We start from the raw sequence: 22,505 nt of genomic DNA, 5'->3' as shown, positions 1-22,505 counted from the left end.
GCCGATCCTGATCCGCTCGGACTCCGCCGGCTGCACCCACGGCCTCCTCGCCCACATCCGCGGCCTGCGCGAGCACGGCCTGGACACCCGGTTCTCCGTCGGCGTCGCGATCACCGAACCGATCCGTCAGGCGATCCTGGCCGCCAAGCAGCACCTGCAATGGGTGCCGGCACTCGACAGCGACGGCGAACCCCGCGACGGCGCGGAGGTCTGCGAACTGACCGGTCTCGTCCCCGCCGACGGCTACCCACCCGGGACCCGGTTCATCGTCCGCCGCGAACGGCCGCACCCCCGGCGCCCAACTGAGCTTGCTCGACACCATTGAGGGCATGCGCCACCAGGGTCGATGCCCCGGTCGTACCCACCGGCGGCGGTCGTCGCACCTGTCGGAGGCGATCGGAGTCGAGTCGGGTCACAAGGCGATGACCCGGCCCCGCAGGCTCTCCGGTTACCGAAACGTGTCCTTGACGTTGGAGGTTCGGCGTGCGACTTTGTATCGCAACTTAATGAAGTGGGTGGACGAAGTGCCGTTGGCGAAGCATGGGGCAGGCCGAGATCTCTCCCGGTCGGCGGTGCTCGCGCTCCTGGGGAGCCGCGGGCCGACGTCGCGCGCGGACATCGCGCGTGAGCTCGGGCTCAGCCCCACGGCCGTGTCTCAGATCATGCGGCGGCTGCTGGAGCAGCGGATGGTCGAGGAGGTCGCGCAGGCGCCGTCCAGCGGCGGGCGGCCCGGATCGCTCATCGGCCTCGTCGGCGGGGCCGGCCGGGCGCTCGGGGTCAAGGTCGCGGCCGACCACCTCGCGATCGTCAACGTCCGCCTCGACGGGCAGATGCTCAGCAGCACCACGCTGGCGTTCGACGCGATGGCCCCCGACGCGCTGCCCAGGCTGGCCGCCGAGCTGGCAACCCACACGCACAGTGACCCCGGCCTGCCGAAGCTGCTGGGCGTCGGGGTGGCGGTGCCCGGCGTCGTGGCCCGCCCGGACAAGGGCACCGTCGACGCTGACGTCCTGCAGTGGCGCCGGCTGCCGGTCGGCCGGCACCTGCGCGGCGTGCTCGGGTTGCCCGTCGTGGTCGAGAACGACGTCAACGCCCTCGCCGTCGCCGAGGTGCTCTACGGTCACGGCCGCGAGGCCGACGACTTCCTCGTGCTGACCATCGGTCGCGGCATCGGCATGGGCATCGTCGCCGACCGCTCGGTGTACCGGGGCGGCAGAGGCGGCGCGGGCGAGTTCGGGCACGTGCCGATGGACGAGCAGGGCCCGCCGTGTCAGTGCGGGCGGCACGGCTGCCTGGAGGCGTGGCTCGGCGAGCCGGCACTGGAGCGCATCGCCCGCGAGCGCGGCGTGATCGGTCCGCGGCAGGGGTTCGCCGCGCTCGTCACGGCCGCCGATCGCGGCGACCGGCTCGCGGCCGAGATCTTCGCCGACGCCGGGCGGCTGCTCGGCCGGGCGGTCGCCGGCGCCGCGAACATGTTCGACCCGGACCGGATCGTCATCTCCGGCGAGGGCGTGGCGCACTGGATCCACTGGGACGTCGCGTTCCGCGCCGAGTTCGCCCGCCGCCAGGTCCGCGGCGGTGACGGCATCGCCGTGGTCCTGCACACCTGGGACGACAGCAGCTGGGCGCAGGGCGCGGCGGCGCTGGTGCTCGCCGCGCCGTTCGACCTCGACGGGTTCGGTGGCGAACAGGCGAACCTCGTTGTCGCCCGCCTGCATGGCAGCGTCGAGGGCGCCGACGGGACGGTGGACTGATGGTCGGCCCGCGCGGTGTGCGCAAGTTCGGCATCGTTGCGCTTTTCCTGCTGCCGAGTGCCGTGCCGCTGCTGCTGTTCACGATCGCGCCGATGCTCGGCGCGGCGTGGATCAGCCTGCACAGCTGGAACCTGCAGTCGCCGATGCGGTGGACGGGCCTGGACAACTTCACCCGCCTGCTCGGCGACGCGGAGACCCGCGACGCGCTGCTGCACACGCTGTACTTCCTGGCGCTGTACCTGCCGCTGGTCTACCTGCTGGGACTGGCGCTCGCCGTCGGACTCAACCGGCGGTTCCCCGGGCGGAGCCTGCTGCGCTCGATGTACTTCCTGCCGGTCGTCACCAGCTGGGTGGTCGTCGCCCTGACCTGGAAGTGGCTGCTCAACCCCGCCAACGGTCTGGTCAACCACGCCCTGGAGTCGGTCGGCATCGCGGGCCCGGGGTGGTGGGCGTCGTCAGGATGGGCCATCCCGTCCGCGGTCGTCGCGTCGGTCTGGAAGGACGCCGGGTTCGTCATGGTGATCCTGCTGGCCGGTCTGCAGAGCATCCCAGAGGAGTACCTCGAGGCCGCCCGCCTCGACGGCGCGTCGGCATGGCAGAGCTTCTGGCGGGTCACGTTCCCGCTGCTGACCCCGTCCAGCTACTTCGTGGTGGTGATCTCGCTGATCAGCGGATTCCAGGTCTTCGACCAGATCTACGTCATGACCGGCGGCGGGCCCGCCGGCGCGTCCCGGCCGCTGGTCCAGGAGATCTACGACCTGACGTTCCGCTACGGCGACGCCGGTGGCGCGTCGGCCCTGAGCCTGCTGCTGTTCGCGCTGATCCTGCTGGTCACCGTGGTCCAGCAGCGCCTGCAGCGCAGGTGGGTGACCTATGTCTAGGCGGCTGCTCATCGCGGTGCTCGCCGTCGGCGCGCTGCTCATGATCTTCCCGTTCGTCTGGACCTTCGTCACCTCGATCACCGCCGGCGGTGACGTGCTCACCACGCCCCGCCTGATCCCCGAGAAGGCCGGCCTCGACGGGTACCGCACCCTCTTCGAGGTCCTGCCGTTCTGGCGGATCACGGTGAACAGCCTCGTGCTGGCCCTGGTCTCCACCGCGCTGCTGCTCATCACCAGCTCCACGGCGGCCTACGCCTTCGCGCGGCTCGACTTCCCCGGCAAGAACGCCGTCTTCGTCGCGTACCTCGCGACGCTGATGATCCCCATGCAGGTGCTCGTCGTGCCGCTGTTCATCGAGATGCGCGCGTTCGACCTGATCGACACCTACGCCTCGCTCATCGTGCCGACGATCGCCTCCGCGTTCGGCGTCTTCCTGCTGCGCCAGTCCGTCGCCGTGCTGCCGAAGGAACTCGACGAGGCCGCGTTCGTCGACGGCGCCGGGCACATCCGCATCTTCCTGCGGATCACGCTCCCGCTGATCCGCCCCGCCCTGGTGACCTACGGCCTGTTCGCGTTCATGTCCAGCTGGAACGCGTTCCTGTGGCCACTCGTGGTCATCCGCTCCCGCGAGTTCATGACCCTGCCGCTGGGCCTGGCCAGCCTCAGCGGCGAATACACCGTCCAGTGGAACGCCATCATGGCCGGTTCGGTGGTCAGCATCGTTCCCATCCTCGCCCTGTACGCCGTGGCGCAGAAGCACATCGTGCAGAGCGTCGCCCAGGCCGGTCTCAAGTAACCAGACACCCCCGATTGTGAGGCCCACCATGTCCGCTCGTCCCCGGCTCCGGTTACACCGGGCCGCCGCCGCTCTGATCACCGTCGCCGCTCTCGTCCTGGCCGGATGCTCCAAGGGCTCCGCCACCAAGGACACCTCCGAGGGGGGCGTCACCACAGTGCGCTACCTGACGTTCTCCGCCGCGCCCGACCACCTGGACGACCTCAACGGCATCGTCGCCGCGTTTGAGAAGGCCAACCCGGACGTCAAGATCTCCGTGCAGACCGCGCCGTACAAGGACTACTTCACCCAGTTGCAGACCTCGATCGCCGGCGGCACCGTCGCCGACGCCTTCGAGCTGGACTACCAGAACTTCGTCACCTACGCCCAGGCCGGCTCCCTCGCCGATCTCGCTGGCCCGGCGGCCAACGACAAGGCGTGGCAGCCGTCGGTGCTCTCGCCGGCCGCGCTCGACGCCTTCAAGCACGGCGGCAAGCAGTACGCACTCCCCGAGTCCTTCTCGACCGTCGTGCTCATCTACAACAAGGCACTGTTCGACGCCGCCGGCGTGGCCTACCCCACGTCCGACTGGAAGTGGTCGGACGAGGCAGCCGCCGCGCAGAAGCTCACCAACAAGGCCAAGGGCGTCTACGGCGACTTCCAGCCGGTCAGCTTCTACGAGTTCTACAAGGCGGTGAACCAGGCCGGCGGCACGTTCCTCAGCCCCGACGGCAAGTCCGCCACGTTCAACAGCCCGCAGGGTGTCGCCGCGGCGAAATGGCTTATCGGCAAGTCCGGCACCACGATGCCGACGCTGACCGAGATCGGCAACACCCCCGACTTCGACACCAACCTGTTCAAGTCCGGCAAGCTCGCGATGTGGCACAACGGCAACTGGCAGTTCGACACACTCAAGGACGTACCGTTCGGCTGGGACGTCGTCGTCGAGCCCGGCGATGCGCAGAAGGCCAGCGCCGTGTTCCAGAACGCCGTGGCGGTGTCGGCGGCCAGCAGCCACAAGGACGCCGCGTTCCGCTGGCTGAACTACCTCACCACCTCCGAGCAGACGGTGACCGCGCGGATCAACTCGTCGTGGGAGCTGCCGCCGCTCGCGGACGCTTCGAAGCTGTCCGGCTACCTGAGCAAGACACCGCCGGCGAACCGCAAGGCCGTCATGGACGCGCTGGGCAAGCAGTCCCTGCTGCCGGTCATCGCCAAGGAACAGCAGATGCAGGACATCGTCAACAACGCCCTGACCAAGGCGGCCGGCGGCGAGGACCCGCAGAAGATCCTCGACGACGCGGCCAAGCAGGTCACCGCACTGCTGTAGCCCGACGTCACGACGAACCCAGCAACGTAAGGAACAGCAGATGCGCGACCTGATCGAGCACAGCATCAAGGTGATCACCCGCGAGCAGGCGCCGAGCGGCGCCTACCCGGCCTGTTCGAGCTTCGCGGTGTACGGCTACGCGTGGCTGCGCGACGGCGCGTTCGTCGCCGAGAGCATGCGGGCACACGGCATCGCCGACGGGGCACGGGCCTTCCACGAGTGGACGGCCCGGGTGCTGACCGACCGCGCGGAGCGGATCGAGGCCGTCGTCGCGGCCCTCACCGCCGGCGACGAGATCGACCAGGCGCGTTTCCTGCCCACCCGCTACACGCTCGACGGCGCCGACGGGTCCGAGTCCTGGTGGGACTTCCAGCTCGACGGCTACGGCACCTGGCTGTGGGCGTTGCAGCGACACCTCGACGGCAGCACCGACCACGCGTTCGCAGGGGCGGTCACGCTCACCGTGCGCTACCTCTGCGCCGCGTGGCGGCTGCCCTGCTACGACTGGTGGGAGGAGCACGCCGAGCAGGTCCACGTCGCTACGCTCGCATCGGTCGAGGCAGGGCTGCGCGCGGCGCTGCGCACCGGCCTGCTCGCCGACGGTGACGCCGGTACCGCATCGTCCACCGCCGACGCGATCGCCGCGGTCATCGCCGCGGACGGCAGCGTGGACGGGCGGCTGCGCAAGTGGCTCGGCTCCGACGCCGTCGACGGCAGCCTCCTCGCCGCCGTCGCCCCGTTCCGCCTCGCGGACGATGCCACGGCGCGGCGCACGGTCGCCGCCGTGGAACGCGACCTCCTCGACGATGGCGGCGTGCACCGGTTCCGGGCCGACGTGTTCTACGGCGGCGGGCGGTGGCCGGTCCTCGCGGGCCTGCTCGGGCAGTCGTACCTCCGGCTCGGCCGCCCCGGCGACGCCCGCCGTCAGCTCGCCTGGATCGCCGGCACCGCCGCGGACAACGGCGACCTGCCGGAACAGGTCAGCGACCGGCTGCTGCACCCGCAGCAGCGCCAGGAGTGGCTGGAACGGTGGGGTCCGGTCGCGACCCCGCTGCTGTGGTCGCACGCCGCCTACCTGTCCCTCGCCGCAGAACTGGGGGTGACGCTGTGATCCGGCACCGGCCCTTCGGCTCCGGCCACGCGTACCAGCCGTCCATCGACCAGCGCCTGCCGGTGCGTCCCCTCGCGGGCGAGCCGGTGAACCTCGGCGTCGCGGCCGCCGCGTCCGTCACCGCCGTGCGCTGCGAGTGGGACGGCGGCGCCTTCGACCTGCGCCGCGAGGGCGCCGCGACCGGGCCGACGGCTGGGGCAGAGGGGCACCTCGCCACGGCAGCGGCCGGGCAGCGGGGCCGCAGCGTCCGCTGGGCCGCCGACAGCCCGCCGCTGCCCGCCGGCCGCCCGGTCCGGTACCGGTTCATCGCCACCGACGGCACCCGCACCCGCCGCACCCGCTGGTTCGACGTCCAGGCGGTGGCCTGGTCGCCGACCGGCGGCACCCTCACCACCCACGGAACGAGCCGCCTCGAGCCCGGCACCACGTCCTGGCTCGTGGACCCCGACCAGGTCCACCGGGTACGGTTCGCGCTGCGCCTCGCCGCCGACGAGCACGTCGTGGGGTTCGGGGAACGCTTCGACCGGCTCGACCAGCGCGGGCACACCCTCGACGCGACCGTGTTCGAGCAGTACAAGGGCCAGGGCTCGGCCGGGCGCACGTACCTGCCGATGCCGTTCGCGCACGTTCTCGGCGGCGACGGCTGGGCGTTTTACGTCGACACGGCCGAGCGGACCTGGTACGACGTCGGCGACCTGCTGTGGATTGAGGCGGACGTCACCGGGGGGCACCTCGACGTGCGCTTCTACGACGGCGATCCCGGCGACGTCCTTGCCGTGTGGCTCGGCGAGGTCGGCCGGCCCGAACCCATGCCGGACTGGGTGTTCCGGCTGTGGGCCAGCGGCAACGAGTGGAACACCCAGGAGCGGGTCACCACCGAGATGGCGCTGCACCGCACGCACGACATCCCGGTCGGGGTCGTGGTCGTCGAGGCTTGGAGCGACGAGTCGACGTTCGTGGCGTTCCGTGACGCGCAGTACCAGGTCCACGACGACGGCCGCCCGCATCGCCTGGCCGACTTCACCTTCCCGCCGGACGGCGCCTGGCCCGACCCGAAGAGCATGGTCGACGACCTGCACGCCGACGGCGTCAAGGTCGTGCTGTGGCAGATCCCCCTGCAGAAGATGCGCCCCCACCCGACCGGCCAGAGCGCCGCCGACGCCGCCACGATGGTCGCCCGCGGCTACGGGGTGCGCGAGGGCGACGGCAGGCCGTACCGCAACCGCGGCTGGTGGTTCCCCACGGCCCTCATGCCGGATCTCACGAACCCCGAGGCGCGCGACTGGTGGCTGGCGAAGCGGCGCTACCTCGTGGAAGACGTCGGGGTCGACGGGTTCAAGACCGACGGCGGCGAACACGCATGGGGCCACGACCTGCGCTACGCCGACGGCTCGGTCGGCGCCACCGGCAACAACCGCTTCCCCGTGCACTACGCCGCGGCGTACGGTTCCGTGCTGCGCTCGTGCGGCAAGGCACCGGTCACGTTCAGCCGGGCCGGCTTCACCGGCTCACAGGCGCACGGATTGTTCTGGGCGGGCGACGAGGACTCCACGTGGGAGGCGATGCGGTCCTCGCTGCGGGCCGGCCTCACCGCGGCGGCGTGCGGGATCGTCTACTGGGGCTGGGATCTGGCCGGATTCTCCGGACCGGCCCCCTCCGCCGAGCTGTACCTGCGGGCCACGGCGATGTCGGCGCTCCTGCCGATCATGCAGTACCACTCGGAGTACAACCACCACCGCACCCCGTCCCGCGACCGCACCCCGTGGAACATCGCCGCACAGACCGGCGACCCCCGGGTGCTGTCGGTGTTCCGCCGGTACGCGCACCTGCGCGAGCGGCTGGTGCCCTACCTCGCGTCCTCGGCGGCCCGGACGATCGAGACCGGCTGGCCGCTGCTGCGGTCGGTGTGCCTGGTCGCGCCGGACGACCCCCGCGCGTGGCAGCACCCGTACGACTATCTGCTCGGCGACGACCTACTGGTCGCCCCGGTGGTCGCGGAGGGCGCGACTACCCGGCCGGCCTACCTGCCGCCGGGACGCTGGCTGGACCTGCGGACCCATCAGGTGCTCGACGGCGCCAGCGAGGTGGAGGTCCCGGCCCCGGTCGACGAGATCCCGGTCTGGTGCCGCCTGGAAACAGCGGAACGCCATCGCGGCCTGTTCACCTCCGGTTGACCCGGCCGCGCCACGCCGCCTGATCTCCCTCAGGGCTCGCCCACAGCAGTGCATGTTGGAGGTCGAACTCGCGCTGGATGCGGTGCAGCACATCGGTGCTGATCGCGCCCTCGCGGTGCAACCGCAGGACGGTGTGCCCGCTGTACTGCGCCGCCCATAACGCCGGGGGTCAGGCGCTCTCGAGACCCTGGAGGGCGCCGAGGACCCGCTCGGGATCGGGCAGGCCGTAGGTCGCCTTCGGCCACCCGCTGCCCGCCGACGTACAGCGGCTCTACCTCTGGCACGACGGCACCGTCGCGGCCGTCGACCGCTTCGAGATCTACCCGTCGCGCTACTCTCCCGCCGGCCGTCACTCGACGCCTGGACCGATGACCTCATGCGTGCCCTGAGAGGGGTAGCGGGCGCGGCGTCGTCGCGGGGGCCTGTTCCCGCCGGCGCTGTTCCTCGGCGACGTACGGACGAACGGGCGACTGGTCAAACCACCTGGCCACTGGTTAGGGTGCGGCGATGCGACTGTCGGAACATGTGCACCTGGTGGGGAGCGGCTGGCTCGGCTATTCGCTCTCTGACCGGCACGACGGCCATGTCTACCTGGTCGAGGGCGGCACGGCGTCCTTCCTCATCGACGCGGGGTCCGGGCTCGACACGGCGAGGATCGCGGCCCGGATCGAGGCCGCGCAGGTGCCACCCGTGACGCACATCCTGGTGACCCACGGCCACGCTGACCATGCCGCCGGCGCGGACGCCCTCGGGCGGCTGCTGGGCGCCGAGATCTGGACTTCGCCTGAGGTGGCCCGGATGCTCATCGATGCCGATGAGGTCGCTACCGGCCTGGCGCTCGCGCGCTCCGCCGGCGTCTACCCGGCCGCGCTGTCGCTGACGCCGACCGAGGTGCACCGGCGACTCGGGGATGAGACGTTCACCATTGGGGCCGCAACCGTACGCTGCATGCCCACACCCGGTCACGCGGTGGGGCATGCCTGCTATCTCGTCGATGTGGACGGTGCCCGCGCTGTCTTCACCGGCGATCTCGTCTTCGCCCGTGGGAGGGTCGCCGTGCTAGGCACCACCGAAACCGACGTCGGCGCGCTGCGCGACAGCATCGCTGCGGTGGCGGCGACCGGACCCGGCGCTCTCTTCCCGGGTCACGGCAGCATCGCACTGAGCGACGCGGACCGCCACCTGGCGGCGGCCCTCGACGCCTTCGACCGCGGCCAACTGCCGCCGGGGCTGCTGCCATGAACGCCATCACTGACAAGAGTGGTGCTCCGGAGCGGCTTCGGGTCGGCGTTTGCGGGTTGGGCTCCATCGGGCTGCGCCATGCCCGGCTGCTGGCGGAGTCGCCCGGGGTCCGCGTCGCGGCCTTCGACGCGGCGCCGCACGGGTTGCAGCTGCCACCGGCGGTCGAGGCGACCCTGACGATTGTCTCCTCGTTCGAGGAGCTGCTCGACGCGGCGCCGGACGCGCTGGTGGTGGCCACCCCCGACGCCCTGCACGCGCCGCAGGCGATCGAGGCCTGCCGGCGGGGGATCACGGTGCTGGTGGAGAAACCGGTCGCCGATAGCGTCGCCGCGGCCGAGGAACTGGCCCGGGTGGCGGCGCAGAGCGGCGCGCGGGTGCTGGTGGGTTACGTGCTGCGCCACTACGCGGTGCTGCGACGGGTGCGGGAGCTGCTCGCCGACGGAGCCGTGGGCACGCCGGTCTCGGTGCACGTCAACCTCGGCGCGTACGAGACGCTTAGGGTGGCCCGCAACCGGTTCTCCGAAACGGACCGTTACCGGCTGCCGTACGACTACAGCCATGAGTGGGACTACCTGCAGTGGCTGCTGGGCCCAGTGGCCGAGGTCGCTGCGGTCGCCCGCCTCGCCGGTGACCTCCCGCTGCGTCAGGATCCCAACGTCATCAACGGGGTCGTCGCCTTCGACTCCGGTGTGACCGGAACGTTCCATCTGGACTACGTGCAGGAGGGGCAGGGCCGCCGGCTCGACGTGGTCGGAGACCGGGGCACACTGCGGGCCGACCTCGCCCGGGGTCGCGTCACGGTGCGGGCCCACGCTGACGCCCTCACCCGTTCCTACGACTGTTCCGAGGAGCGCGATGTCGCGTTCGGCCGCCAGCTCAGCCACTTTCTGGACGTGGCCCGTGGTGTCGCGGTCCCGTTGGTGAGTGTCGAGGACGGGCTCCGGGCGCTGCGGGTCGCCGACGCGGTCGTGGCCGCATGCGACGGAGCGGGTTGGCGGAGTGTGGACGTTCGCATCTAGTGAAACAGAACTTTCGCGGAATGGAATACCGCCGTACCGTGGGGCGATGACGAACGAGTCAGTTGAGCGTGAACGGCGAGTACTCGCGCGGATCCCTGGTGGCGCGCAGCTGCTCTCCAAGCGGCCGGAACAGTTTGCGCCGGGTCAGTGGCCGCGGCACTATTCGCGCGCCAAGGGCGTGTATACCTGGGATCTCGACGGTCACCGGTACGTCGATATGAGTACCAGCGGTATCGGCACTTGTGTGCTCGGCTTCGCCGACGACGAGGTGGACTCCGCCGTCCGCGATGTCATCGCCAACGGATCCATGAGCACACTGAACTGCATCGAGGAGCTGGAGCTCGCCGAACTGCTCTGTGAGCTGCATCCGTGGGCCGACATGGTCCGCTACGCGCGCAGCGGGGGTGAGGCGCTCGCCATCGCGGTCCGGTTGGCCCGGGCCGCCACCGGACGGTCGGCGGTGGCATTCTGCGGCTACCACGGCTGGCACGATTGGTATCTGGCCGCGAACCTCGCCGGCCCGTCGAGCCTCGACGGGCATCTGCTGCCGGGCCTGGATCCCAGCGGCGTCCCGGCCCAGCTCGCCGGCACCGCATTCGGGTTCCGGTACAACAGGTTGGACGAGCTCGAGGCGATCGTCGCCGAGCATCAGCTCGCCGCGGTCGTGATGGAGCCCATCCGCGAGCATGATCCCGAGCCGGGGTTCTTGCCGGGCGTGGTGGAGCTGGCCCGCCGTGCGGGTGCCGTCCTCATCTTCGACGAGGTGACCTCTGGCCTGCGCGTCAACACCGGCGGCATTCATCTCGAGCTGGGTGTCGAACCCGATGTGGCGGTCTTCGCCAAGGCCATCGGCAACGGCTATCCGATGGCGGCCGTGCTGGGGCGCGCGGCTGTGCTGGAACACGCACAGCGCTCCTTCGTCAGCAGCACCTACTGGACCGAGCGGATCGGGCCGGCGGCGGCGCTCGCCACCCTACGCCGGCACCGGGACAACTCGGTGGGAACGCGCCTGACTGCGGTCGGCGCGGCCGTGCAGGCCGGCTGGCGGGCTGCGGCCGAGGAGGTGGGGCTGGCGGTGCGGATCCACGGCATCGCGCCGCTGAGCCACCTGCGTTTCGTGGAACAGCCGCAGCCCAGCGTTACCCTCTTCACCCAGCTGATGCTCGACCAGGGGTTCCTCGCCGGTGGTTCGTTCTATCCGTCCTTCGCGCACCAGGACGAGCATGTTGAGGAGTATCTGGCCGCGGTGCGCACCGTCTTCGCTGAGATCCGCGCGGCCCAGGACGCCGGATCGGTGCAGGCCGCCCTGCGCGGACCGGTGGCGCACACCGGCTTCACCCGCCTGACCTGACCGTTGGCTCGACCGTGGTCACCGTGGTGCAGGGCTGCTACGCCGATCTTCGCAACACGGTGACCACTGATCGTCAGGGTGCGCTGGACACGGCGTACGCGTCGGGCAGGGCGGCGGGCTGGCGGTCCGGGTCGACCGTCTCGGTCCGGCCGGTGAGCATGCTGAGCTCCGCCGCTGCCAAGGTGCCGCACACGACCGCGGCACTGTCGTAAGAGTAGGGCCAGGCGGCCTCGCCGCGGACCGCCGCGAGGAAGGCGGAGATCTCCTTGGCGTACATCGGCTCGTACTCCTGCTGCCAGTCACACAGGACCCGGGAGTACCCGTCGCCGAGGTCCGGCAGCGCGCGCTCCAGGGTGCCGGTCAGCAGGTCGAACCGGATGAAGCCGCGGTCGCCGATCGCCCAGCCCTGGCGAGCTGTCTGCGGGCTCGCCATGACCACCGTCAGCTGCCCGGTGGCGCCGGACGCCAACTCCATCTGCAGCGACCAGCTGTCGGCACCTGGTAGGTCGAGGCCGCCGCGCCGGACCACGCGCCCCGAGGCCGCCACCGGCGTGCCGAAGATGTGGTCGAGTGCGATGAGCTCGAACGGCACCATCTCCCGGGCCGGCGCGGTGGCACGGTGACGGGCGTAATATTCGGCGCCCTCGCCCGGATGCCAGCTCGGCGCGTTGACCGAGAGCACGTAGCCGTAGGCGTGCAGGGTGCCCAGTTCCTCCCGGACCACGCGGCGCAGTTCCTGGACGAAGGGGTGGAAGTACAGGGTGCAGGAGGGGGCCGCGACCAGTCCGCCCGCCGGCCGTCGAGCGTTCGCTGCTGCCACCGCCCGGGGATCGAAGGCCCAGATGTCGGCTTCGCAGAAGAAGTGCCGGCCGGTGTCCAGCGCCAGTCGCACATAGTCGGTGTGCTGGTCGGGCGGGGTCGAGATGACCAGTGCGTCCGGCTCGGTCGCCATCGCCTCGTCGAGCGAGGCCGTGGTGGCGACGCCGAACCGGCTCGCCGCGGCAGCCCGCCGGTCGGCCCGCTGGTCGAACAGGGTCACCTCGACGCCCTCGCACGCGCGTAGGTCACGAAGGCGCCGGGTGCCCATGGAGCCGGCGCCGATCTGCAGGATCCTCATCCCTGTCTCCCTTGTTGTGGACTTGAACTCAACAGTGTCATCAGCCGAAACGATCGCCGGGCCGACGTTACCGACCTGACATCGCGCCGTCTGCCAAACGTTACGGCAGTTGAAATGCACGTTCCATCTGTTGACATGGTGGCGTCCTGCATCGCAGACTTCCCGCACAACGCCGTGACGACAGGCCTGCGGGAGGATCGATGACGACAGAAGCGGTACCGGCACGCGGGAGCGTGTCGCGCCGGATCTCCCGCCGGGTGGACCGGCTCAGCGACCGCCGCTTCGCCCTATTGCTGTTCGTACCGGCAGCCGTGTTCATCGGCGTGATCGTGCTTCCACCGATCGCGGCAGTCTTCGTGATGAGCCTCTACCGGATCGAACTGCTTCAGGACGGACCGACGAGGTTCCTGGGCCTGGACAACATCACCCGGATGTTCAACGACTCATTCTTCGTCGACTCCATTCCGCGCACCCTCTGGTTCGCGGTCGGCACCACCGTGCTCACCATCCCGTTGGCACTCGCCACCGCACTGCTGATGAACAGGCGGTCGCGGTTCGAGACGCCGCTCGCCGTCGCGTTGTTGCTGCCATGGGCGATCGCCCCGATCGTGACAGGGTTCTTCTGGCGCTTCATCTTCCAGCCCAGCTTCGGGCTGGCGACCCAGGTCAGCAACGGACTCGGCCTCACCGAGGGTGCGGTGCCCTGGCTGCAGGAACCGACCACCGCGCTGGTGCTCGCGATGATCGCCACGGCGTGGCGATCGGTGCCCCTGCTGGCCCTCATCATCCTGTCCGCGCTCAAGGCGATTCCCAACCAGCTCTACCGCGCGGCCCGGATGGACGGTGCGACGCCGTGGCAGGCCTTCCGATCGATCACGCTACCCAGCATCGGGCCCACCCTGCTGATCGCCACGATCCTGCAGATCATCGTCTCGCTGCAGGTCTTCGACCTGCTCTTCCAGCTCACCCGTGGTGGCCCCGGCTTCGAGACGACGACCATCACCTACTACATCTTCACCGCCGCCTTCGACAACCTCAGTCTCGGCTACTCGGCGATGCTGGCCCTGTTCCTCATGGCGATCATCGTCGCCGCGAGCGGTGCGACACTCTACCTGCGTTCGGGCGGACTTCTCCGCCGCCGCCAGGCGAAGAACCCCGCCGACGAGCCGGCCGGACGGTTGCGGCTCGACAGCGCGGCGCGGGCAGATCAGTCGCCGCAGGAGTGGCCCGAGGACTCGCGCAAGCGGCGTCGGTGGACCCTGCCACCCGCCGTACGCCGCGTCGGTTCGACGGTGGCGATCGGCGCGCTCCTCGTCTGGTCGATCGGCCCGACCCTGTGGATCGTGCTGGCCAGCTTGCAGCCGGAGTCCGCTGTCACCTCGGTGCCGCTGGACCTGACCGCGCGGCTGGACTTCTCCCAGTACGTCGACATCCTCACCAACGACAAGTGGCTCTCCTCGATCTGGGTGAGCCTGCAGATCACGGTCGGGTCGACGCTGCTGACGCTCCTGGTCGCCGCACTCGCCGCGTACCCGCTGGCCCGGCTCGACCTGCCCGGTAAGGGCGCCGCGATCGCGGTGCTCATGTTCGCCTACACCGTGCCGGCCATCGTCCTGCTCATTCCGCTGCTGTTCATCTTCAACGCGCTCAACCTCAACGACTCGGTGATCGGGCTGATCGTGGCCCACGTCGCCTTCTCGTTGCCACTGACGATCTGGTTGCTGCGCAACATCTTCGCAAGTGTCCCACCGGCGCTGGAGGCCTCGGCGCGGATGGATGGATGCACCAGGTTGGGCACCCTGTTCCGGGTGACCATCCCGTCGGCTTCGGCCGGCCTGGCCGCCACGGCAATTCTGCTGCTCATCAGCGTCTGGAACGAGTTCCTGTTCGCGGTTGTGCTGGGCAACCAGGGCGCGGTGACGGTCACGCGCAGGATCGGCTACATCAACTCGCCGTCGGGGATCAGTGGCGAACCTCCCTACACCTACCAGGCGGCGGCGGGCATCGTCGCCGTGCTACCCGTGATCGTTCTGGTGATCCTCTTCCACCGCCGGATCAGATCCGGCTTGAGTGAGGGCTACCTCAAGGGCTGAAGGGACACAACTCATGAATCAATTTGCATCCCGCAGTACCTCCCGGCGTACGCTGCTGCGAAGCGCCTTCGCCGTCGCGGCGGCCACACCGATCCTCTCCGCCTGCACCGACGACCCGGCACCCACTCCGACGAGCAAGGGCGACGGAAAGTTCCCCGGGGTCACGATCAACGTCGCCTGCAACCCATCCAGCGTGCAGGCGTGCACGGAGGCCGGCAAGCAATGGGGCCAGGTCACCGGCGCCACGGTCAACGCCCAGGTGATTCCCTTTGCGGAACGGGCCACCAGCTACGCCTCGTGGATCGTCTCCAAGGACGCGAGCTACGACGTGCTCTACGGCGGCGTCGACTTCATCTCCAACTTCGGCGACAAGCTCTACCTTCCGCTCAAGGACCTGCTCGGCGACACCAGCGACTACGTTCCGGCCGCGCTCGGTCAGCTCACCAAGGGCGGTGCGCTGCTCGCCGCACCGCTCTTCGCCGACATGCTGCTCTTCTTCTACAACAAGTCCGACTGGTCCGCGGCGGCACTGCCGGAGAAGATCCCGGGAACGTGGGACGACCTGTACGGGTACGCGCCCAAGCTGACGGTCGGCAACCGCGAGCCCTGCGTGATCCCGTGGAACAACAACGGCGTCCCGTTCTGGATCGCGTTCTTCAACTCCACCAAGGGCCAACTGTTCAGCGACGACAAGAGCCAGCTGCTCTTCGACAACGACAAGGGCCTCGCCGCCTGGCAGGCGATCAGCCGCGGCTTCCAGTCGAAGTTCTTCGGGCTGGCCGGCGCCAACGCAGTGGGCGACCAGGACACCTCGTTGCTGTTCAACCAGAACCTGGCCGCCAGCCAGGCCGCCACCACCGGCTTCGGCAGCACAGCCGGCAGCACCGACCCGGCCAAGAAGTCGGTAATCACCAAGGCTGAGGTCGGCGTCAGCGTGATGCCGGGTATCACGGCCGGCACGAGCGGCAGCGTCATCGTGGCCGAGGGCCTGGGCATCAACAAGTTCACCCGAAACCGCGACGCCGCACTGAGCTTCGTCAAATACACCACCGGGACGGAGTTTCAGAAGCAGATGGTGCTCGGTAGGGCCGGTCAGGTGCTGCCGTCGAGCCGCCTGTCGGTCAGCAAGGACCCGGAGGTGGCCGCGGGCTTCCCGCTCGCGGCGACGCTGGCCGAGCAGGCATCGGCGCAGCTGGCCTGGCCAGGCAACGCCCCGTTCAAATGGAACGCGCCGTTCCTGCTGGGCCTGACCAACCTGTCGAAGGGCACGTGGACGCCCGAGCAGGCCCACGAAGAGACGATCAAGGCGGTCAAGAAGCTGATGATCGCCCAGCTCGGCTCGTAGGTCGCCTGACTCATAGCTTCCTGCGTTCGTTGTTTCTCGGAGGAGTTGGACATGGCGGGTATGTCACTACGGCTGGAATCGATCTATCGTCGCTACGGCAAGGTGATGGCGGTGAACGACCTGTCGCTGGAATTGCCGGCGGGCAAGTTCATCACGCTGCTCGGGCCGTCCGGGTGTGGCAAGACCACGACCCTGAACCTGATCGCCGGCCTGGACCAAGCTGACGGCGGCTCGATCCACATGGGCGAGCGTGACATCACCAGGGTGCCCCCGAACGAGCGTGGCATGGCGATCGTGTTCCAGAATTACGCGCTGTACCCGCACATGTCTGTCTTCGACAACATCGCCTTCGGGCTGCGGCTCCAGCGCCGTCCGAAGCCGGAGATCCAGTCCCGGGTCCGGCACACGGCAGAACTGCTCGCCATCGAGCACCTGCTGGACCGCCGGCCCGGGCAGCTCTCCGGTGGCCAGCAGCAACGGGTGGCGCTGGGGCGGGCGATGGTGAAGAAGCCCGCGGTCTTCCTGCTTGACGAGCCGTTCAGCAATCTCGATGCGGCCCTGCGCGCACGCATGCGGACCGAGGTGAAGCATCTCCACCAGACGCTCGGCACCACCAGCGTCTTCGTCACCCACGACCAGGAGGAGGCGATGACCCTCTCCGACCTGATCGCGGTGATGCGCGATGGCAAGCTGGTCCAGTACGGCACCCAGCACGAGGTTTACGGCAAACCGCGGGACATGTACGTGGCGACCTTCCTCGGCAAGCCGAGGATGAGCCTCATCGAGGGAAGCCTGGAGCGGCACGCCGCCGGGGTCGTGTTCACGGCGCCGGACGTCCGCCTCGAACTCGGCACCGCCGAGTCCATCGGGCTGCGCGACGGCGAGTGGCCGCGGGTCGCGGCCGGCCTGCGGGCCGAGGACGTGTCGCTGGGCGCGCCGGGCGGGTTGTCCTTCGACGCGCAGGTCGCCCTGCTGGAGCCGATCGGGTCGGACACGTTCGTGGAACTCGAGGTCGGCGGAGCGACGGTCGTCGCCCGGGTGCCACCCGAGGACCCGGTCGCAGTGGGCGACCGCGTCACCGCGGTGATCAAGCCCGGCCGCGTCCACCTCTTCGACCTCGACTCCACCGAGCGCATCATCCACTGACCCGAGTGTTTCAGGATCGGTGATCCACGAGATGGACGTGGAACGCGAAAGTGCCTTCTGAACTGGGACAATGAGGCTTGTCGAAGGTCTCGTCACGCCCGTACGGAAGGCACTTCCTGGATGCGGGTCACCCGGACCCGACCGAAACTCACCGCCGACGGCGCCGGCGTGGTCGCCCACGCCGGGACCCGACTCCTGGCCGTCAGTGGGCGGTCCAGCCGCCGTCGACCATGAGGTTCACACCGGTCACATAGCCGGAGGCGTCCGAGGCCAGGAAGACCACCGGGCCCTTGATGTCGTCGGGTCCGGCCAATCGACCCAGCGGCGTGCGTTCGGCGTAGGCGGTGACGAATGCCGCCGGCTGGTCTGGGGTCGCCAACCCGCCCGGCGACAGGCAGTTCACCCGCACGCCGTAGGGCGCGTAGAAGCACGCGAGGTACCGGGTGAGGTTCACCATGCCACCCTTGTCGAACGCGTAGAAGGCAGGCGAGGTCATCTCGGTGCCCGCATAGACGTCGAAGGTGGGCCCGACCACACCGTAGATCGAGCCGATGTTGACGATGCTGCCCGAACGTTGGGCCATCATCTGCTCGCCGATGTGTTTCGTGATCAGGAAGAGCCCGGAGGAGTTCACCTCGCTGGTGGCGGTCCAGTCCGCGGCGGTGGTGCGGTTGGGGTCGCTGCCCTGGCGGTGCACCGAACCGTTCACCAGCACGTCGATGCGGTCCAGCGATGCCACGACAGCATCGCGAAGCTCCACGATGGACGCCTCGTCGGCCTGGTCGAGCCGGTGCGCGCTGGCCTCGTAACCGTCCCGGCGGAGGGCGGTGGCGGCCGCCTCGCACGCGGTCAGGTCGCGGGAGGTGACCACCACGTGCGCACCGGCCTCGGCCAGTGCGTAGCACATGTGGCGACCGTAGAGGCCGGCTCCGCCGGTCACGATCGCGACGCGACCGGTGAGGTCGTAGAGGCTGTTGATCGAGCGCGGTGCAGACAAGGCGATCCGGCCTTCCACTAGCGGAGGATGTCCATCGCGGTGGTGATCTGGTCGGCGGTGATCCGGGGCACCGGGTCGTCGCCGGCGAGCCGGGCGAGGGCACCGGCGTCCTTGTAGCCGGCCCCGGTCGCGACGATCACCGCCCGGTCGGAGGGGTCGAGCCGGCCCGCCGCCGCGTCGGCGAGCAGGCCCGCGAATGCGGTCGCGCCGGCCGGTTCGACCAGGATGCCGTGCCGGCGGGCGAGGATACGCTGCGCATCGAGGATCTCCTCGTCGGTGACTTCGGTCAGGTGCCCGCCGGATTCGCGCACCGCGTCGACCGCGCCGACGCCGTCGAAGAGGACGGCGACCTGCAGCCCGGAGACGGTGGTGGTGCATGGGCCCCGAAGCCCGGTGAGGTCACCGGCCAACGCCGGGCGCAGTGTCGGGCAACCAGCCGGCTGCACACCGACGACCCGGGGGCGCGCACCGTTGGCGATCAACCCGCCTGCGGTGAAGCCACGGCCGATCGCGGAGAGCAGCCCGCCACCGCCGACCGGCGCGTACACCACGGTCGTGGCCGGGGCGTCCTCGGCGATCTCGTACGCGATCGTGGTCGCACCCTCCATCGCCTCGGGGGAGAACCGGCCGCCGGTCAGGAGCGGCATCAGGTCCCGATCGGCGGCGATCGCGGCAATGGTGACGGCCGCCGAGTCGGTGGCTGCGGCGTCGTGGCCGAGGCCGTCGACGAGATGGACACGCGCGCCGAGCGCTCGGATCTGGCGCAGCTTGGGTGCGGCGGTGTCGGCGAGCGCGAACAGCGCCGCCGGCACGCCGGCCCGGCTCGCGTAGGCGGCGGCGGCCGCGCCGCCGTTACCGGAGGAGGTGCCGACGCAGCCGGCGAGCCGGCGTTCACGCACGATGGAGAGGGCGACTGAAGCGATGCGGTCCTTGAAGGAGCCGGTCGGGTTCAGATGCTCGCACTTGACCTGCACGGAGGCGACGCCGGGCACGGCACCGGTCAGCTCCACCAGCGGCGTGGCACCCTCGCCCAGACTCACGATGTTCGCCGGGTCGTGCAGCGGTAGCCGGCCCTGGTAGCGCCAGACCCCGCGCCGCGCCGGGTCCTGCCAACCGTCGGAGGCAGCGGCGTAGCGCACGACCAGTTCTCCGCCGCAGCTGGCGCAGCGGTAACGCAGGGAGCCGGCTTCCCGGGACCTGCCACAGGCGCGGCATTCCAGCCAGAAAGCGGCCTCTCCGCTTCGCTCCGGGCCGCTCATGGCTTCACGCCGGGCGGGGCTACGAAGGTCGTCGGTGGGAGGGTCATCGGTGTTGTGTTGCGGGGAAGTGAGGCGACGTCGATCGGGCAGGCGCCGGGCGTGGCAACCTCGATGACCTCGGCGGCGATGTCACCGAACGCGGCCCGCCAGGCGATGGCGCCCTTCGCGACGATGATCTTGGCGGAGCGGGCGTCCACCCCGACGGAGGAGAGCTGCTCGGCGTGGAACGGCGGCGTCGGCCTCTCGGTCACCACGAGGGTGATGCCCTCGACGCGCAGCACCGCGGTGGTGCCCATGCTGAACTCGCGTCCGGTCATCCAGCTGCCCTGGGTGCGGTAGCGGCCGTCGGTGACGGTGACGACCCGTCCGCGCACGCACACCGGGTCGCCGTGCCGGCGGTCGGTCTTCCCGCCGACCAGCGCCTCGATCTCCGCGCCGGTGCCGAGGTCCGCTGCCAGGCGGGCGACCCGCGCGTCGGCCACGGTCACCACGGCGTCCTGTGCGTGCTGGGCCAGCAGTTCGGCGAGCAGAGCGGTCCCGTCGCCCGGGCTGCCGCCGCCGATGTTGTCGGCGACGTCGGCGAGGACGACCGGGCGGGCCGCGCCGGCGATCGCCCGGCGCACGGCCGTGGCGGCGTCGTCGCGAGCCACCATGAAGGCGTCGGTCTGTTCGGTGATGTCGGCGAGGGTCTCGGCGATGACGTCGCGCGCGGCCGCCTCGTCGCCCTCGTCGTGGATGGCGAGCACGCTCATGCCGACCCGGTCGACGTCGCTGTAGGCGAAGCCGGCCGGGATGCAGATCCGCACCAGTCCCGCGGCGCGGGCCCGGGCCGCGGCCCGTCGCTGCAGCGAGCGCATCGGCTCGGCGTCGGTCGCCTGAGCCAACGGGCAGACCAGCAGTGGGAGCTTGCCGACGGCCGTGCGCAACCGCCGCCCGGCGAACACGTCGCCGAGCAGCCGGGCCGCCTCGCGCCCCCGTTCGCGCATGTCCACGTGCGGGTAGGTGTCGTAGCTGACGAGTACCTCGCATGATTCGACCAGCTCGGGTGACGGGTTGGCGTGCAGGTCGAGCACCGCCGCCAGCGGCACGGACCCGACGGTCTCCCGGACCACCGACAGCAGCGCCGTCTCGGTGTCGGGATAGCCGTCGGCGACCATCGCTCCGTGCAGGTTGACGAGCAGCCCGTCGAGCGGCCCGGCCGCGCGCAAGGCCCGGCCGGCGCGCTCGAGCAGGGCCTCGATGGTGACCCGATCGGCCGGGCCGCACGGCCAGGCGCCGGCCGAGAAGATCGGCACCAGTTCGTGGTCGGGAGAGTCGGCGAAGCCGCCGATGACCGATCCGGTGTCCACGTTCTGCTCGAGGACCTCGTGACCCTGCGCGAGTTCGAAGTCAGCGAAGTCCGCGAGGGTGGCCTGGTGCGTGGCGTAGGTGTTGGTTTCGTGCCAGAGACCGAGAATGCCGACCCGCATGTGCCCGAACTCCCTACGCGCCTGATTCGTTCAGCGCATCGTCCACGCGCTCAAGCGTGGTGGCGAGTTCACGCGGGCCGTGCGCCGCTGAGACGTACCAGATCCCTCGCCCGGCGACCCAGACCCCGTACCCAGCCAGCACCTCGGCGAAGCGGGCGTACCGGGCAAGGTCGAGGTTGCGCAGTTCGCGGTGGTCGGTGACCGGTTCCCGAGGGCCGAACGAGGCGTGGAACGCCATCGGGACACCTTGCACCCGCAGCGGCACCTGGTGCTTGTCGGCCAGTTCGAGGAGCCCGGCCATCAACGCCGTGCCGTGCTCGGCGATGCGCTCGTACGGCGGGTCCGAGGTCAGCAGGTCGATGGTGGCGACCACCGCCGCGGCGGCCATCACGGAGCCGTTGAAGGTGCCCGAGTGGTTGACCTCGCCGGTGCCGAATCGTTCCATCAGGTGAGCGTGTCCGGCCAAGGCCGCGACCGGCCAGCCACCCGCCATGGCCTTGCCGTAGGTGGCAAGGTCGGGTGTGACGCCGTACCGGGCCGCCGCACCGCCGAGGGCGACCCGGAAGCCGCTGATCACCTCGTCGAAGATGAGCACCACGCCGTGCTCGGTGCACAGTTCGCGGACGCGCTGCAGATAGCCGGGTCGCGGTTCGATCGTGCCGGCGTTGACCATGATGGGTTCCATGATGAGCGCGGCGATCTGGCCATGGTGCTCGGCCAGCGCGGCCGCGACGGCCTCCGCGTCGTTCCACGGCAGCACCACCGAGTCGGCGAGTTGTGCGCCGACCTGGCCGGCGCTGGCGGGTCCGGTGCCAGCGGCGTCGACGAGCACGTTGTCGAGCCAGCCGTGGTAGTGGCCCTCGAACCGGATGAACCGCCGGCGTCCGGTCGCCGCACGCGCCAGCCGCAGGGCCGCCTGGACCGACTCGGTGCCGGTCAGGCCGAGCCGGACCATCTCGGCCCAGCCGAGCGCCGAACAGATCCGCTCCGCGGCCTCGACCTCCAGCACGTGTGAGTTGCCGTAGAGCATGCCGTCCCCGCAGGCGTCGTGGACCGCCTGATTCACTGTGGCGTTGGCGTGGCCCAGGAAGCTCGGCCCTTGCCCTAGCAGGTAGTCGACGTAGTCGTTGCCGTCCACGTCCCACATCCACGCGCCTTGGGCGCGGCTGAAGAAGACCGGCGGCGCGGACAGCCGCACGTTGGAGTTGACCCCACCCGGAAGATGGCGGCTCGCTCGCGGCCAGTACTCCGCTGACTTGATCCTCGAGGCTTTTGACACCACTCGGCTCCCCTTCCGGTGCCCGTCGTGCCGTCCGCGTTCTGCCTAGTGGATTTCGCAGACCGACAGTTGAAACTGACACGACGGTAGCCGCCGCCGCGGCCGATGGTCAACACCGCGCGTCGGGCTGGGCTGTGCGGATGGTGGATTGCTTGTGGAGAGC

The 22,505-nt window shown here is 70.2% G+C and carries 17 protein-coding genes and 1 pseudogene; 13 read left to right on the top strand and 5 right to left on the bottom strand.

Going from position 1 to position 22,505, the window contains the following annotated elements; translation table 11 throughout:
- Positions 1-169: 169 nt before the first annotated feature.
- The 10 genes and pseudogenes from AB0J72_RS33170 to AB0J72_RS33125 form a co-directional block, all read left to right on the top strand.
- A pseudogene (locus AB0J72_RS33170) lies at positions 170-335 on the top strand (IS1380 family transposase); the annotation flags it as partial.
- The gene (locus AB0J72_RS33165; RefSeq protein WP_363405492.1) at positions 330-1,754 is read left to right on the top strand and encodes an ROK family transcriptional regulator; all 1,425 of its coding nucleotides are present in this window, start codon (positions 330-332) and stop codon (positions 1,752-1,754) included. The pseudogene AB0J72_RS33170 and the gene AB0J72_RS33165, both read left to right, overlap by 6 nt.
- Complete coding sequence (locus AB0J72_RS33160; RefSeq protein ID WP_344505344.1) at positions 1,754-2,635, top strand: sugar ABC transporter permease; 882 nt, start codon at positions 1,754-1,756, stop codon at positions 2,633-2,635. The genes AB0J72_RS33165 and AB0J72_RS33160 overlap by 1 nt, the downstream gene beginning before the upstream one ends.
- Complete coding sequence (locus AB0J72_RS33155; RefSeq protein WP_327002122.1) at positions 2,628-3,431, top strand: carbohydrate ABC transporter permease; 804 nt, start codon at positions 2,628-2,630, stop codon at positions 3,429-3,431. Before AB0J72_RS33160 ends, AB0J72_RS33155 begins: the two co-directional genes overlap by 8 nt.
- A gap of 28 nt (positions 3,432-3,459) precedes the next feature.
- On the top strand, positions 3,460-4,740 hold the full coding sequence (locus tag AB0J72_RS33150; RefSeq protein ID WP_363405466.1) for a sugar ABC transporter substrate-binding protein: 1,281 nt from the start codon (positions 3,460-3,462) through the stop codon (positions 4,738-4,740).
- A 40-nt stretch (positions 4,741-4,780) separates the two neighbouring features.
- Positions 4,781-5,851 (top strand): glycoside hydrolase family 15 protein, encoded by a 1,071-nt coding sequence (locus tag AB0J72_RS33145; protein WP_363405464.1) that lies wholly within the window; start codon positions 4,781-4,783, stop codon positions 5,849-5,851.
- Positions 5,848-8,025, top strand: coding sequence for a TIM-barrel domain-containing protein (locus tag AB0J72_RS33140; RefSeq protein ID WP_363405462.1), 2,178 nt, complete (start codon positions 5,848-5,850; stop codon positions 8,023-8,025). The genes AB0J72_RS33145 and AB0J72_RS33140 overlap by 4 nt, the downstream gene beginning before the upstream one ends.
- Positions 8,026-8,532: 507 nt before the next feature.
- On the top strand, positions 8,533-9,267 hold the full coding sequence (locus AB0J72_RS33135) for an MBL fold metallo-hydrolase (RefSeq protein WP_363405460.1): 735 nt from the start codon (positions 8,533-8,535) through the stop codon (positions 9,265-9,267).
- A complete protein-coding gene (locus tag AB0J72_RS33130) occupies positions 9,264-10,286 on the top strand; it encodes a Gfo/Idh/MocA family oxidoreductase (RefSeq protein WP_363405458.1) in 1,023 nt (340 codons plus the stop codon). Before AB0J72_RS33135 ends, AB0J72_RS33130 begins: the two co-directional genes overlap by 4 nt.
- Positions 10,287-10,332: 46 nt before the next feature.
- Positions 10,333-11,637, top strand: coding sequence for an aminotransferase class III-fold pyridoxal phosphate-dependent enzyme (locus tag AB0J72_RS33125; RefSeq protein WP_363405456.1), 1,305 nt, complete (start codon positions 10,333-10,335; stop codon positions 11,635-11,637).
- Positions 11,638-11,710: 73 nt separating this feature from the next.
- On the opposite strand, the gene AB0J72_RS33120 is transcribed toward AB0J72_RS33125, so the two are convergent.
- Positions 11,711-12,754, bottom strand: coding sequence for a Gfo/Idh/MocA family oxidoreductase (locus tag AB0J72_RS33120; protein ID WP_363405455.1), 1,044 nt, complete (start codon positions 12,752-12,754; stop codon positions 11,711-11,713).
- Positions 12,755-12,954: 200 nt separating this feature from the next.
- On the opposite strand from AB0J72_RS33120, the gene AB0J72_RS33115 reads away from it, so the two are divergent.
- From AB0J72_RS33115 to AB0J72_RS33105, 3 genes are all read left to right on the top strand, one after another.
- Positions 12,955-14,847 carry an ABC transporter permease subunit gene (locus AB0J72_RS33115; RefSeq protein ID WP_363405453.1) on the top strand — a complete coding sequence of 631 codons (1,893 nt, stop codon included), beginning with the start codon at positions 12,955-12,957 and terminating at the stop codon, positions 14,845-14,847.
- Positions 14,848-14,860: 13 nt separating this feature from the next.
- A complete protein-coding gene (locus AB0J72_RS33110) occupies positions 14,861-16,192 on the top strand; it encodes an extracellular solute-binding protein (RefSeq protein ID WP_363405451.1) in 1,332 nt (443 codons plus the stop codon).
- Positions 16,193-16,303: 111 nt separating this feature from the next.
- Complete coding sequence (locus AB0J72_RS33105) at positions 16,304-17,338, top strand: ABC transporter ATP-binding protein (RefSeq protein WP_363405449.1); 1,035 nt, start codon at positions 16,304-16,306, stop codon at positions 17,336-17,338.
- 202 nt (positions 17,339-17,540) lie between these two features.
- Here the strand turns inward: AB0J72_RS33105 and AB0J72_RS33100 are convergent, their stop codons facing one another.
- The 4 genes from AB0J72_RS33100 to AB0J72_RS33085 all read right to left on the bottom strand — a co-directional run bounded on the left by AB0J72_RS33100 (position 17,541) and on the right by AB0J72_RS33085 (position 22,261).
- Complete coding sequence (locus AB0J72_RS33100) at positions 17,541-18,278, bottom strand: SDR family oxidoreductase (RefSeq protein WP_363405490.1); 738 nt, start codon at positions 18,276-18,278, stop codon at positions 17,541-17,543.
- 74 nt (positions 18,279-18,352) lie between these two features.
- Entirely contained in the window at positions 18,353-19,474 is a 1,122-nt protein-coding gene (locus AB0J72_RS33095) for a pyridoxal-phosphate dependent enzyme (RefSeq protein WP_363405447.1), read from the bottom strand.
- Positions 19,475-19,590: 116 nt separating this feature from the next.
- Positions 19,591-21,063: a M81 family metallopeptidase gene (locus tag AB0J72_RS33090; RefSeq protein WP_363405445.1), complete on the bottom strand. Its 1,473-nt coding sequence runs from the start codon at positions 21,061-21,063 to the stop codon at positions 19,591-19,593.
- A gap of 13 nt (positions 21,064-21,076) precedes the next feature.
- Entirely contained in the window at positions 21,077-22,261 is a 1,185-nt protein-coding gene (locus AB0J72_RS33085) for an aminotransferase class III-fold pyridoxal phosphate-dependent enzyme (protein ID WP_344505698.1), read from the bottom strand.
- Between the last annotated feature and the right edge of the window lie 244 nt (positions 22,262-22,505).

It is taken from the genome of Dactylosporangium sp. NPDC049742, assembly GCF_040674675.1.
GTDB classification, from domain to species: domain Bacteria; phylum Actinomycetota; class Actinomycetes; order Mycobacteriales; family Micromonosporaceae; genus Dactylosporangium; species Dactylosporangium maewongense.
Note: the sequence above shows the minus strand (reverse complement) of the source record. Positions and strands in the feature narration are given on the sequence as shown.